The 12769-nt window shown below is 67.1% G+C and carries 10 protein-coding genes and 1 tRNA gene; 7 read left to right on the top strand and 4 right to left on the bottom strand.

The genetic code is table 11. The annotated features are described in order from the left end of the window. Positions 1-5: 5 nt before the first annotated feature. Positions 6-1964 carry an ATP-binding cassette domain-containing protein gene (locus tag K6V06_RS05375; protein ID WP_222240673.1) on the bottom strand — a complete coding sequence of 653 codons (1959 nt, stop codon included), beginning with the start codon at positions 1962-1964 and terminating at the stop codon, positions 6-8. A gap of 421 nt (positions 1965-2385) precedes the next feature. On the opposite strand from K6V06_RS05375, the gene K6V06_RS05380 reads away from it, so the two are divergent. The 3 genes from K6V06_RS05380 (at position 2386) to K6V06_RS05390 (ending at position 4402) form a co-directional block, all read left to right on the top strand. Further along, positions 2386-3567 carry a benzoate/H(+) symporter BenE family transporter gene (locus tag K6V06_RS05380; protein ID WP_222240675.1) on the top strand — a complete coding sequence of 394 codons (1182 nt, stop codon included), beginning with the start codon at positions 2386-2388 and terminating at the stop codon, positions 3565-3567. 158 nt (positions 3568-3725) lie between these two features. After that, the gene (locus K6V06_RS05385) at positions 3726-4031 is read left to right on the top strand and encodes a type II toxin-antitoxin system HigB family toxin (RefSeq protein ID WP_222240677.1); all 306 of its coding nucleotides are present in this window, start codon (positions 3726-3728) and stop codon (positions 4029-4031) included. Next, entirely contained in the window at positions 4031-4402 is a 372-nt protein-coding gene (locus tag K6V06_RS05390; RefSeq protein WP_222240824.1) for a type II toxin-antitoxin system HigA family antitoxin, read from the top strand. The genes K6V06_RS05385 and K6V06_RS05390 overlap by 1 nt, the downstream gene beginning before the upstream one ends. 48 nt (positions 4403-4450) lie before the next feature. Here the strand turns inward: K6V06_RS05390 and K6V06_RS05395 are convergent. Continuing rightward, a tRNA-Arg gene (locus K6V06_RS05395) sits at positions 4451-4525 on the bottom strand. Positions 4526-5501: 976 nt separating this feature from the next. Between K6V06_RS05395 and K6V06_RS05400 the strand changes: the two genes are divergently transcribed. After that, complete coding sequence (locus K6V06_RS05400) at positions 5502-7304, top strand: DEAD/DEAH box helicase (protein WP_222240679.1); 1803 nt, start codon at positions 5502-5504, stop codon at positions 7302-7304. A gap of 112 nt (positions 7305-7416) precedes the next feature. Here the strand turns inward: K6V06_RS05400 and K6V06_RS05405 are convergent, their stop codons facing one another. Both K6V06_RS05405 and egtD read right to left on the bottom strand, forming a co-directional pair. Next, positions 7417-8673 carry an SUMF1/EgtB/PvdO family nonheme iron enzyme gene (locus K6V06_RS05405; protein ID WP_222240690.1) on the bottom strand — a complete coding sequence of 419 codons (1257 nt, stop codon included), beginning with the start codon at positions 8671-8673 and terminating at the stop codon, positions 7417-7419. 119 nt (positions 8674-8792) lie between these two features. Next, positions 8793-9959, bottom strand: a complete 1167-nt coding sequence (egtD, locus tag K6V06_RS05410) for an L-histidine N(alpha)-methyltransferase (protein WP_222240692.1) — start codon at positions 9957-9959, stop codon at positions 8793-8795. Positions 9960-10510: 551 nt separating this feature from the next. On the opposite strand from egtD, the gene K6V06_RS05415 reads away from it, so the two are divergent. From K6V06_RS05415 to K6V06_RS05425, 3 genes are all read left to right on the top strand, one after another. Continuing rightward, positions 10511-11209, top strand: a complete 699-nt coding sequence (locus K6V06_RS05415) for a TerC family protein (RefSeq protein ID WP_222240694.1) — start codon at positions 10511-10513, stop codon at positions 11207-11209. A gap of 223 nt (positions 11210-11432) precedes the next feature. After that, a complete protein-coding gene (locus K6V06_RS05420) occupies positions 11433-12227 on the top strand; it encodes a thymidylate synthase (RefSeq protein ID WP_222240696.1) in 795 nt (264 codons plus the stop codon). Further along, positions 12224-12718, top strand: coding sequence for a dihydrofolate reductase (locus K6V06_RS05425; RefSeq protein ID WP_222240698.1), 495 nt, complete (start codon positions 12224-12226; stop codon positions 12716-12718). Before K6V06_RS05420 ends, K6V06_RS05425 begins: the two co-directional genes overlap by 4 nt. Positions 12719-12769: the final 51 nt, after the last annotated feature.

The following is a 12769-nucleotide window of genomic DNA, read 5'->3' on the forward strand; positions in this document are numbered from 1 at the left end:
CGCGCTCAGCCTTCCCCGCGCCGCTTGGCTTCCAGCTGCTCCCAGCGCTCCAGCGCCTCGAGCAGCGCCATCTCGATCTCGTCGAAGCGCGTCGCCATCTGCGCCGCCTTCTCCGGCTCGCTGACATACAGCGAGCCATCTTCCAGCGCCGCGCCGATGGTCTTCTGCTCCGCCTCCAGCGCGGCGATCTGCTCCGGCAGGCCGTCCAGTTCGCGCTGCTCCTTGTAGGAGAGCTTCACCGTGCGGTTGGCGCCGCGCCCATCGCGCCCTTCGCGCACGTCCTTGCGCGCCTCTTCCGCCGGTTTCTTCTCGGCAGCGCCCCTGTCGGCAACGCCCTTCTCGGCAGCATTCTTCTGCGCCTGCGCCGAGCGCGCGGAATGCTGCTGCCAGTCCGAATAGCCGCCCACGTACTCGCGCCATTGCGCGTCGCCCTCCCAGGCGATGGTCGAGGTCACCACGTTGTCGAGGAAGGCGCGGTCGTGCGACACCAGGAATACGGTGCCGTCATAGTCCTGCAGCAGTTCCTCCAGCAGCTCCAGCGTCTCGATGTCCAGATCGTTGGTCGGCTCGTCGAGCACCAGCACGTTGGCGGGGCGGGCGAACAGCCGCGCCAGCAGCAGCCGGTTGCGCTCGCCGCCGGACAGCGACTTGACCGGCGAGCGTGCGCGCTCCGGCGCGAACAGGAAGTCGCCCAGATAGCTCATCACGTGCTTGCGTTGCCCGTTGATCTCGACCCAGTCGCTGCCGGGGCTGATGGTGTCCGCCAGCGAGCGCTCCAGGTCCAGTTGCCCGCGCATCTGGTCGAAGTACGCCACTTGCAGGTTGCTGCCGTTGCGCACCGACCCTTCGTCCGGCGACAGCTCGCCCAGGATCAGCCGCAGCAGCGTGGTCTTGCCCGCGCCATTGGGACCGATCACGCCCACCTTGTCGCCGCGCAGGATGGTCGCGGTGAAATCGCGCACCACGCTGTTGTCGCCAAAGCGCTTCGTCACGTTCGTCAACTCCGCGACGATCTTGCCCGAGCGCTCGCCCTGGGCGACTTCCAGCCTGACGTTGCCCTGCGCCTCTCGTCGTGCGGCGCGTTCTGCCCGCATCGACACCAGCCGCTGGATGCGCGCCACGCTGCGCGTGCGGCGGGCCTCCACGCCCTTGCGGATCCACACTTCTTCCTGCGCCAGCAGCTTGTCGAACTTGGCCTGCTCCACCTGCTCGGCCGCCAGCAGTTCCGCCTTGCGGGTCTGGTAGGCGGCGAAATTGCCGGGAAAGGACAATAGCCGGCCGCGGTCCAGCTCGATGATCCGCGTCGCCACGCGGTCCAGGAACGCGCGGTCGTGGGTAATCAGCAGCACGCTGCCGCGAAAGCCCAGCAGCAGGTCTTCCAGCCAGCGGATCGCCTCGACGTCGAGATGGTTGGTCGGCTCGTCCAGCAGCAGGATGTCCGGTTCGGCGACCAGCGCCTGTGCCAGCGCCACGCGCTTGCGCAAGCCACCGGACAGCGCCTCGACCTGGGTGTTGGCGTCCAGCCCGAGCCGCGCCAGCGTGGTTTCCACGCGCGTGCGCAACTGCCAGGCGCCGGCGGCATCGAGCGCGGACTGCAGGCGATTGAGCTCTGCCAGCGATTCGTCGTCGTGATGCTGCGCCAGCCGGTTGGCCGCGTGCTCATAGGCGACCAGCAGCGCGTGCGCCTCGCCCATGCCCTGCGATACCGCATCGAACACCGTCACGCCGGGCGCGAACTCCGGTTCCTGGGGCACATAGGCCGAGGTCACGCCCTGCTGCCGCGCGATCAGGCCGTCGTCCGGCGCGATCTGGCCGGCGACGATCTTCAGCAGTGACGACTTGCCGGTGCCGTTGCGGCCGATCAGGCCGACGCGCTCGCCCGCTTCCAGCGAGAAATCGGCGTGATCGAGCAGCGCCACGTGACCGAAGGCAAGCTGGGCGTCGGTGATGGAGAACAGGGCCATGAGGGGGACAAGAGGGAGGAGATGGCGGCGAGCCCGCATTGTAGACCAGCCCCTTGCCGACAGATCGTCCGTGTCGGCGCCTCTGCCGTGCGGCCTCGCATTCGTGGCCCACAAAAGAAAGGGCCCGCAATGCAGCGGGCCCAAGAGTCTCTCCTCGGTGCCCTGCTCCCAAGGCACGGTGCCAGCATAACCGCGTGGCCTCGTGGCGCTCCAGTCGGAGAACTCCGTAAGGGAAAGCCCCGTCGGCCAATCGGTGGAATCACGACGCCGATGCCATCGGGCGCGTGCCCGTATCAAGACGCCCGCAGCGCCCGCGGGCGCTTTTCCAGCGCCGGACAGTCATGCGAAGATGGCGCCCTCGCCGCATTTTGGCTGGCCTACGGTTCCCGGTGCGCGCGACATCCCTCAGAGAACGAAGACCATGCCCACCGCCTCGCTCAAATTCTCCGACCTGTCCGTCTCCTCCGTCGTTGCCGGACTGGTCGCCATGCTGACCGGCTACACCAGCTCGCTGGTGCTGATGATCCAGGCCGGGCAGGCGGCGCATCTGACCGATGCGCAGATTTCGTCGTGGATATGGGCGTTGTCGATCGGCATGGGCGTGACCACCATCGGCCTGTCGCTGCTCACCCGCGCGCCCATCGTGGTGGCATGGTCCACGCCCGGCGCGGCGCTGCTGATCGCCAGCCTGCCAGGAGTGCCCTATGCGGAAGCCATCGGCGCCTTCCTGATGGCGGCGCTGCTGATGACGGCCGCCGGACTGACCGGCTGGTTCGATCGCCTGATGCGCGCGCTGCCGGCGAGCATCGCCGCGGCACTGCTGGCCGGCATCCTGTTTCGCATCAGCGTCGATGTGTTCGTGCAGGCGCAGACGCAGGCCGCGCTGCTGCTGCCGATGTTCGCCGCCTACCTGATCGGCAAGCGCTACTGGCCGCGCTACGCCGTGCCCGGGGTGCTGGTGCTCGGCGTCGTGCTGGCAGGCTGGATGGGACAGCTGCATTTCGAGCAATTCGAGCTTGCCCTCGCCGAACCGGTCTGGACCACGCCGGCATTCTCGCTGCAGGCCTTCGTCAGCATCGCCATCCCCCTCTTCATCGTCGCGCTGGCATCCCAGAATGTCCCCGGGCTGGCGGTACTGCGCGCCGACGGGTATCAGGTGGCGGCCTCGCCGCTGATCACGGTGACCGGCCTCGCCTCGGCCATCCTCGCGCCCTTCGGCTCGCACGGCATCAACCTCGCCGCCATCACGGCCGCCATCTGCACTGGCGCCGAAGCCCATCCCGAGCGCGACCGCCGCTACACCGCCGCGGTCGTGTGCGGCCTCGGCTATCTGGTCGCCGGCACGCTGGCCGCCAGCATCGCCGCCCTCTTTGCCGCCTTCCCGCAGGCGCTGGTCATCGCCGTCGCCGCCTTCGCCCTGCTCGGCTCGATCGCCAGCGGGCTCACCACGGCCATGCACAACCCCGGCGAGCGGGAGTCGGCGTTGCTGACGTTCATGATTACCGCGTCGGGCATGACGCTGCTCGGGATCGGATCGGCGTTCTGGGGAGTGGTCGGGGGGATGGTGGCGCTGGTGGTGCTGCGGCCGAGGAAGGGAAGCTGACGCGCACCCAAGGCGGACCCGCCTGCTTCACGCGCTACCGCCTGTTTCCAACGCGCGTAACAAAGCGAATAAGTCTGGCCACCGCTGCCGCTCGACAATAGGGGACCACTTGCGGTCTTGACTCTTGTCACAGTCCCATTTTGGGACTAAGCTCACCCATGCGCATCGTCGCCAAGAAAACGCTTCTCACCTTCTGCACGAGACATCCTGACGCCGCCCAACCCTTGATGGCATGGCATCAGGAGGCCGCCAAGGCGAGGTGGACTGCGCCGCAAGACATCAAGGACCGATATGCCTCCGCGAGTTTCGTTGGCAAGAACCGTGTCGTCTTCAATATTGGCGGAAACAACTACAGGCTGATCGCGGCGGTCGCTTATCGGGTTGGCGTGGTGTACGTCAAGTTCATCGGCACGCACGGCGAGTACGAGCGTGTCGATGCCACAACTGTGGAAATGGAGTCATGATGGATTTCCATCCCCTGCGATCGGAGTCGGATTACAAGCGGGCATTGGCCACGGTGTCGGCCCTGGTCGACGCCGACCCTGCCCCCGGAACCCCTGATGGGGACCGCCTGGAGATCCTGACGATGCTCGTCGAACGGTACGAAGCGGAGCACTTCCCTCTCGATCTTCCGTCGCCGGTGGCAGCGATTCGTTTCCGGATGGAACAGGCTGGTTTGTCGCCGAAGGACATGCAGCCCTACCTTGGCAATCTGAATCGTGTCTATGAAGTTCTGAATGGGAAGCGCACGCTGAGCCTGGCGATGATCCGGCGCTTGAACCGTGACCTGGAGATTCCGGCGGAAGTTCTGATCGGCGAGGAAGAAAGCGCGTGAAGCCGGTCCTCGGCATTGGCTCGAGCGGCCAGAGGCGCCGAAGCCAACTGGTCCCGCCGACAGGAATCGAACCTGTATCTAGCGCTTAGGAGGCGCTCGTTCTATCCATTGAACTACGGCGAGGATAGGAAGGATGCTGCAGAGGGGCCGCGCGGCGGTGGTGCCGCGGGACAGGGGCGGAGTATAGCAAAGTCGGTCCGCCGCCACGAGTACGGCATCGACCTGAAAGCGCGTCTTGCAGAGAAAATCCGCATGAAAAAGCCCGCCACATGGGCGGGCCGGTAGCGGACGGTCCCCGGGCATCCGGGTCGCGCCGTCGGGCCTTCGAATCGGCTGCCTCGTCGCTGCGCTTCCTCGCTCCGCGTCTCTCGCGGGTCGGACCGGACGTCTCCGGTGATGTGAAGCCGCAATGTGGCAATTCGATCCGTGCTCAGGCGGCGAGCGGCAACACCGTTGCCGTGGATGACCGATGGGCCGGATTAGTCCGCGTCCCTGCGGGCGGTTGCCAGCTAAGGTCAGTATAGGCTGCCAGGCACGGCTTTCAATGCCTCGCGCGGGGGAGGCCGCCGATGGCAGCCGCGATGGCTCCGGTGCCCTTTTCGTCGCAATTGTTTCGGGTTGTTTCGCACCGCAGCAAAGCCACGCGGGTTCTGTTATGATCCGTTCCGTGAGTTCGCACCTGAGCTGTGCCAATGCCCGACGGACCATCGACGATACGTCGTCCCGATGACCCGCCGGACCCGCTGAACGCCTCGCTCGTCTTGCTGCCTCGTGATTCGCCGGCCCCGCTGGCGTTTGCCCGGCAGACCGCATTTCTCACCACGCTGCCTCGTCTCCGATCCTGTTGAACGGCTCGAACGCCTGCCACGCTCCGGCTTGAATTTACCAAGCCCGCACCGCCGGCACCCGCGCTGTTTGCCTGCCAGGGATGCGGCAACCGGTATTGCACCGGTTGCGGCCCTGCCTGCCGCCGTACTGTCAGCTGAGTCTGTCGTCCGGCCTCACCGATTGGCGCCGAAGCCTTTTTAAGACTTTGCACTGCGCCCGCCCCGATAGCGCACCGACGCGCCCGGGGTGCCATGCACCATACCGAAACGACATGACCCAGCACGACATCCGTGCGGAGCAAGCTATTGCCTCCGCAAACGACGTTATCAACCAGTCGGCCATCAGCCCGCTGGACCGCCTGCAGGCGGTCCTGGAGCCGGTGGAGTCCGACGCCGCCAGCAGCGCGGACGGCTTTGCCGCGCTCGGCCTGGACGCGGCCATCCTGCGCGCCCTGGCCGAGGCCAACTACACCACGCCGACCCCGGTGCAGGCCCAGGCCATTCCCGCCTTCCTGGCTGGCCGCGACCTGCTGGTCTCGAGCCAGACCGGTTCGGGCAAGACGGCAGCCTTCATGCTGCCGGCAATCCAGCGCATCTCCGAGAAGCCGGCCCCGAATCGCCCGCGCGCCGAAGAGCCGATCAAGCGCATCAAGGGCCGCCGTCCGCGCCCGGCCGCGGCACAGCCGTCGCTGCTGGTGCTGACGCCGACCCGCGAACTGGCCCTGCAGGTTACCGAGGCCGCCGCCAAGTATGGCCGTCATCTGCGCCGCATTGTTTGCGCGAGCATTCTGGGCGGCATGCCCTACCCGAAGCAGCTGGCGATGCTGTCCAAGATGCCGGACATCCTGGTCGCCACGCCGGGCCGCCTGCTCGACCATATCGACGCCGGCCGCATCGACCTGTCGCTGCTGGACATGCTGGTGTTCGATGAAGCGGACCGCATGCTTGACATGGGCTTTGCCGACGACATCGACGCGATCGTCGCCGCTACCCCGGCCAGCCGCCAGACGCTGATGTTCTCGGCGACGCTGGACGGGCGCATTGCCCAGCTGGCATCGCGCCAGCTGCGCGACCCGCAGCGCATCGAGATCGCGGCCGCCCGTGCGGACCAGAGCCATATCGAGCAGCGCCTGCACTTTACCGACGACATGTCGCACAAGGAGCGTCTGCTGGACCACCTGCTGCGCGATGCGTCGCTGAAGCAGGCCATCGTCTTCACGGCCACCAAGCGCGATGCAGACTCGCTGGCCGAGCGTCTGTCGGACACCGGTTTTTCTGCCGGCGCGCTGCACGGCGACATGACGCAGGGCGCGCGTAACCGCACCCTGACCGCGCTGCGCCGGGGCAACCTGCGCGTGCTGGTGGCGACCGACGTGGCCGCCCGCGGCATCGACGTGCCCGATATCACGCACGTGGTCAATTTCGACCTGCCCAAGCAGGCCGAGGACTATGTGCACCGCATCGGCCGGACCGGCCGCGCGGGCCGCTCGGGCGTGGCGATCAACCTGGTCAACCACAATGACGCCTTCCAGTGGAAGCGCATCGAGCGGTTCACCAACAACCGCATCAACGCGTCGGTCATCGAGGGCCTGGAACCGCGTCGCACGCCCAAGCCGCGCAGCGGTTTCGGCGGCAAGCCCGGCGGCCGCGGCGACTTCCGCGGCGGCAACGGTGGCAATGGCGGCAATGGCGGCTACCGCGGTGGCGAGCGTCGCTTCTCGGGCGGTGGCGAATCGCGTGGCTTCGGCAATCGCGAGGGGAATCCTGCCGGCGCCAACCGCGACGGTTTCCGCAACGGCAACGCCGGGCGCGGTTACGAAGGTCAACCGCGCGAGCGGACCTTCGGCGAACGCAGCCACAGCGAACGCAGCCACAGCGAACGCAGCTTCGGTGAGCGCAGCTTCGGTGACCGCAGCTTCGGCGACCGCAACGCCAGCGGCGAGCGCCGCTTCGGTGAGCGCAGCTTCAACCGCGATGGCGGCCGCCCCTTCGGCGACGGCAACCGCGGCGGCAATGCCGGGCGCAATGGCGGCTTCGGCGGTCAACGCCCGGCCCGTTCGCGCTTCGATCGCTGATCGGTAGTCAGGCAGAAGTCGACAGGGCCGCCAGCGCGGTCCTGCGCCAAGGAAAATGGGCGCCCTTCGGGGCGCCCATTTTTCGTTGGCGGACGGTATGGAAGTTAACGCGTTACAGCGCGCAGGTGCGAAAGCCCACGAACGGCGCGTCCTCTTCTGGCAGCAGCGCCAGCCGGGCGCGCGCATGGCGCACGCGGGCGGGGCTGGCGAAGCTTGCCCCGCGCACCGCCTGGCAGATGCCGAATTGGGTCTGCATGACGATATCGGCCGGACCCGCCTCGAACCCCGGATACGGTTCGTACGGCGTGGCGGTCCACTCGCGCACCATGCCCCAGCGGAAGGCCCGATTCTGCACCGCTGCCCGCTCCCACTCGACCTCGGTCGGCAGCCGCCGTCCGGCCCACGCGCACCACGCCTGTGCTTCGTACAGCGTGACGTGCCGCACCGCCTCGTCCGGATTGATGGTACGCGGAATGCCGAAGCGCAGCGCCATCCAGGTCCGCTTGTCGCCATGCCGCATCCAGTAGCGCGGCGCCGACCTCTCCTGCATCATCAGCCATTGGCGGCCGGCATCCGTCCACCATGCCGCGCGCTCGTAGCCACCGTCCTCGACGAATTCGAGAAACTGGGCGTTGGTGACCGGCGCGGCGTCGATCTCGAAGGCAGGCACGTAGATCTGTTGCGGGGGCACCTCGTCAGGCATCGCCAACCCGTCGGCATCGGTCCAGCCCTGCCTGAAGCGCCCCCCGGGAAACTGCAGCGTCCCGCCAGCCGGCACGCTGACCGACGGCAACGCGAGCGCGGGATCCTCGGGCGCCATGCCCAGCGACTGCACCAGCGCCGCGATGCGGTCGACATACCCGTCCTCGTGCTGCAGCGCGCGGCGGAACGGATACAGCGTGGCGTCACCATCATCGGGCAGCACGGCGATACGCCGCAGCACACGGTCCAGCACGTCGGCGGCATAGCGCTTGATGGCGGCGACATCGGGTAGCGCAGCTTCCCAGCGGGCGTCTTCGTCGATGCGCGCATCGTCGAACCACTCGTCCGCGCCATCGAGGATCGACGGTTCGGCCGGCAACGCCATCAGCACGCCGTCGCGCTCGACTTCATGCACGCCACGCAGGCACCACCATTCGGCATGCCATGCGAGATGGCCCAGCGTCCACAGCGGGGGGTCGGCATCGTACTGACGCGGCAGCAGCCAGTCGCGCCGGGTCGCGCCAAAGCCGGCGAGCCACGCAAGGGTGCGGTTGCGAGAGTCCACCAGAGCCTGTGCCAGCCCTTCGCGCGGCAGCCGGCGTGCGTCTGTCCAGTCGCGCCGGCCGCCATTGAAGTGCAGGTCGGGCAGCATCGTGAAGCCGCTCATCGGTGTCCTTCTTCCGGTTCGTGGGTGCGCGAGGCGCACGAAAGAACCCCGATTATGACACCCCGACGGCTGCGTCCCTGGCCAGACGCGGTGGGAGCGGCGGTTCGCGGCGGTTCGCGTCAGACCCGCGCATGGAAGATCGCGAACCAGCCCTGCGGATCGGTCCAGCACACCGGCTCGCGGAACCCCGCTTCCTCCAGCAAGGCGGAGAACGCTTCCCGCCGGTACTTGTACGAATCCTCGGTATGGATGCGCTCGCCGGCATGGAACGCGCGCCCGCCTCCGGCCCAGTGCACTTCGACATCGCGCCGGCATTCCAGATACATGCGGATGCAGCCGGCACGCTCGTCGAACTCCGCGACATGGCACCAGTCACCAAGCACGAAATTCGCACCCAGCACGCGGTTCAGGTGGACCAGCACGTTGCGATTGAAGGCGGCGGTGACGCCCAGCGCGTCGTCGTAGGCATTGACCAGCTGCGTCCGGTCCTTCAGCAGATCGACGCCGATCAGCACGCCGTCACCCGGCTGGGCGGCATCGCGCAGACGGTCCAGCAGCGCCCTTGCACCGCTTGGGTCGAAGTTGCCGATGCTGGAACCCGGATAGAAGAACAGGCGCCGGCCGGCGCGAACCTCCGGCGGCAGATCCAGCGGCGCGCAAAGATCGGCACCCAGACCCACCATCGGCAGGCCGGGATGCTGCTGCTGCAATCCCACCAGCGTGGCGCGGAGGAAGTCCGCCGAGATATCGAGCGCGACGTATTGCGCCGGTCGCAAGGCGGGGAACAGCCGCGCCGCCTTGGCGCAATTGCCGGCGCCCAGATCGATCAGCACCGCACCGGTACCGGCGCGCTCTGCCATCTCCAGTGCGTGCTGCTCGAAGATCGTTGCTTCGGTGCGCGTCGGGTAATACTCGGGCAGCTCGGTGATCGCCTCGAACAGGTGCGAGCCGAGCATGTCGTAGAAGTACTTGGGGCTGACCTGCGCATGCGGGGTCAGCAGGCCGCGCACCAGCTCCTCCCGTTCGGCGGCCCCGTCGGGGAATGCCTGCTGGACGAACGCCAGCGTGCCGGTGGCGGCGTCGGCCCGGTCCGTGTCGGCGGCGGCGGGCCTGGCCCAGCCGTTGGCCTGCTGGAACGGCGCTGGCAGCTCGGCGGCCTGGACGGTACGGCGGGACGCGGGCGGACGCGTGTTCGAGGTCCGGGGCGACCCGGCGGCGGGCGCTGCGGTCGCATGGGACGGGTTGGACGAAGGCGGCGACGTGGGGGTGGAGCGATGTCCCGGCATTCGGTGTTCCTTTTGCTTGTTGGGAATGCAAACCCCAGGTACCCGTATCCGGCGCCTGTGCCGCCGGCCGCCAGGGGGGCTGCCACCATGACCGTCCGGTGGCGCCCGGCCTCTGCCGTGTCCTTTAGCATACGCGCTTTGTGTGACAAGGCAGTATCGGCGGCTTTCCGACAGCGTGCCATTCGGCAGAATGCTGCGCACCGGCAGCGAAAGCGGATTCTTTAGCCCCGAACACACAGGGTAAACGACATTTATTGCGCGGCGACAAAACCAGGGTCGCCTCGTTTATAATCCGCCCCAAGCAAGGCCGACCACACGGCCAAGCCCCTTCAAAGGGGAGTAGCTCCAGGGCGCCAGCCCTTAGCACAATCGTCATTACGAGTGCCGCACCTTGTTGACGGCCTCCGGTTGTGCTGACCGTACCGATGGTTTCGACGCCGCCGGCACGGTTGAGCAAGACCTTTGCAACCTGGAATCATGGTTCGCAAAGGCTCCCGTCCGCGGCTGCATGACTCCAGGCGAACTCAACTTTCGTATCTACAGGAGTATTCATGGAGTGGCTCACCGATATTTTCACGATGCAGTTCCTCACCGCACTGTTGTCGATCATCGTGATCGACCTGGTGCTGGCGGGCGATAACGCCATCGTGATCGCCCTGGCGGCGCGCAATCTGCCGCCGCATCTGCAGAAGAAAGCCATTATCTGGGGCACGGTGGGCGCGGTCGTGGTGCGCTCGGCGATGACCATCGGCGTGGTCTGGCTGCTGAAGATCCCGGGCCTGATGCTGGTTGGCGGCCTGGCGCTGGTGTGGATCGCCTACAAGCTGCTGAGCGACGACGGCGAGGGTGACGAGCATGGCGCCGGCGCGACGACGCTGGCCGGTGCGATGAAGACCATCATCATCGCCGACGCCGTGATGGGCATCGACAACGTGCTGGCAGTGGCTGGCGCCGCGCACGGCAGCTTCCTGCTGGTGGTGCTGGGCCTGTTGATCAGCATCCCCATCGTGGTGTGGGGCTCGCGCCTGGTGCTCAAGCTGATGGCACGTTATCCGGCGATCATCTACATCGGTGCCGGCGTGCTGGCCTTCACGGCCGTCAAGATGATCGAAGGCGAACCGCTGATCAAGCCGTTCTTCCTGGCCAACCCGATCGTCGGCTGGCTGCTGTACGTGCTGATCATCGGCGGCGTGCTGGGCCTGGGCTATCTGGCGCAGAAGCGCCGTGGCGTGGCGGCCGAAAGCCAGTAAGCGCAAGCCGCAAGTCGGGCCGGGGCGCGCCCCGCCGGCTTGCCGCGATACCGCAGAAAAGCGACCGTGGGACCTTGTCCCCGGTCGCTTTTTTTGTGGCCGCCGCCATCGCCGGGCCTGGCGGGCGCCCTTGCCCGTCCACCCGGCGCCCGGCTGGCCCATGGGCTAGAATGACGCCCTTGGGCGGCCTGCGCCGCCACCGTCTACCCGTACTCCAGCGCCGATGAAACAGTATCTCGACTTCATGCGCCATGTGCAGCAGCATGGCACCGACAAGGCCGATCGCACCGGCACCGGCACGCGTTCGGTGTTCGGCTACCAGATGCGCTTCGATCTGCGCGACGGCTTCCCGGTGGTCACCACCAAGAAGCTGCACCTGAAGTCGATCATTTATGAACTACTGTGGTTCCTGCAGGGCTCGACCAATGTGCGCTGGTTGCAGGAAAACGGCGTGACGATCTGGGACGAGTGGGCCGACGAGAACGGCGAACTCGGACCGATCTATGGCTTCCAGTGGCGCTCGTGGCCGGCGCCGAACGGCCAGAACGTGGACCAGATCTCGGAGCTGATCGCGCAGATCCGCGCCAACCCGGATTCGCGCCGGCTGATCGTGTCGGCGTGGAACGTCGGCGACATCCCGCAGATGAAGCTGCCCCCCTGCCACGCGTTCTTCCAGTTCTATGTGGCCGATGGGCGGCTGTCGTGCCAGCTGTACCAGCGCAGCGCCGACATTTTCCTGGGCGTGCCCTTCAATATCGCCAGCTATGCGCTGCTGACGCACATGGTCGCGCAGCAGACCGGACTCGAAGTCGGCGACTTCGTCTGGACCGGGGGCGACTGCCATATCTACAGCAACCACCAGGAACAGGTGCGCATGCAGCTCGAACGCGAGCCGCGCCCGCTGCCCCGGCTGGTGATCCGCCGCAAGCCGGAGTCGATCTTCGATTACCGCTACGAGGACTTCGAGCTGGAGGGCTACGACCCGCATCCGGCCATCAAGGCACCGGTGGCCGTATGACGCTGCTGACCCTGATTGTCGCCCGCGCCCGCAACGGCGTGATCGGGCGGGACAACACCCTGCCGTGGCGCCTGCCCGAGGATCTGGCGCATTTCAAGCGGACCACGATGGGCGCGCCCGTCATCATGGGGCGCAAGACCTGGGAGTCGATTGGCCGCCCCCTGCCCGGCCGCCGCAATATCGTGGTGAGCCGCAACCCGGACCTGCGCATCGAGGGATGCGAGACGGCGGCCTCGCTGGAGGACGCGCTGCGTCTATGCGTCGGTGTCGACAACGTGTTCCTGATCGGCGGCGCCCAGTTGTACGAGCAAGCGCTGCCCAGCGCCGACCGGCTGGTCATCACCGAGATCGACGCGGACATCGAGGGCGATGCCTTCTTCCCGGCCATCGATCCGAAGGAATGGGTGGTCACCGAGCGGGAGACGCATCGGTCCGAGACAAACGGCTTCGATTATGCGTTCGTGACTTACGAGCGGCCGCCGGAGTATTGAGCGGCGGGCCCGGCCGGAGCAGAAGAGGCCGCGGTAGATCGCACGGCACTG

It is taken from the genome of Cupriavidus sp. AU9028, from assembly GCF_019795295.1.
Classification (GTDB): Bacteria; Pseudomonadota; Gammaproteobacteria; order Burkholderiales; family Burkholderiaceae; genus Cupriavidus.

What these genes read in the sequence shown, in the direction of transcription:
- K6V06_RS05375 (WP_222240673.1), bottom strand. Translation starts at nt 1,964, where the DNA reads ATGGCCCTGTTCTCCATCACCGACGCCCAGCTTGCCTTCGGTCACGTG.
- K6V06_RS05380 (WP_222240675.1), top strand. Translation starts at nt 2,386, where the DNA reads ATGCCCACCGCCTCGCTCAAATTCTCCGACCTGTCCGTCTCCTCCGTC.
- K6V06_RS05385 (WP_222240677.1), top strand. Translation starts at nt 3,726, where the DNA reads ATGCGCATCGTCGCCAAGAAAACGCTTCTCACCTTCTGCACGAGACAT.
- K6V06_RS05390 (WP_222240824.1), top strand. Translation starts at nt 4,031, where the DNA reads ATGGATTTCCATCCCCTGCGATCGGAGTCGGATTACAAGCGGGCATTG.
- K6V06_RS05400 (WP_222240679.1), top strand. Translation starts at nt 5,502, where the DNA reads ATGACCCAGCACGACATCCGTGCGGAGCAAGCTATTGCCTCCGCAAAC.
- K6V06_RS05405 (WP_222240690.1), bottom strand. Translation starts at nt 8,673, where the DNA reads ATGAGCGGCTTCACGATGCTGCCCGACCTGCACTTCAATGGCGGCCGG.
- egtD (WP_222240692.1), bottom strand. Translation starts at nt 9,959, where the DNA reads ATGCCGGGACATCGCTCCACCCCCACGTCGCCGCCTTCGTCCAACCCG.
- K6V06_RS05415 (WP_222240694.1), top strand. Translation starts at nt 10,511, where the DNA reads ATGGAGTGGCTCACCGATATTTTCACGATGCAGTTCCTCACCGCACTG.
- K6V06_RS05420 (WP_222240696.1), top strand. Translation starts at nt 11,433, where the DNA reads ATGAAACAGTATCTCGACTTCATGCGCCATGTGCAGCAGCATGGCACC.
- K6V06_RS05425 (WP_222240698.1), top strand. Translation starts at nt 12,224, where the DNA reads ATGACGCTGCTGACCCTGATTGTCGCCCGCGCCCGCAACGGCGTGATC.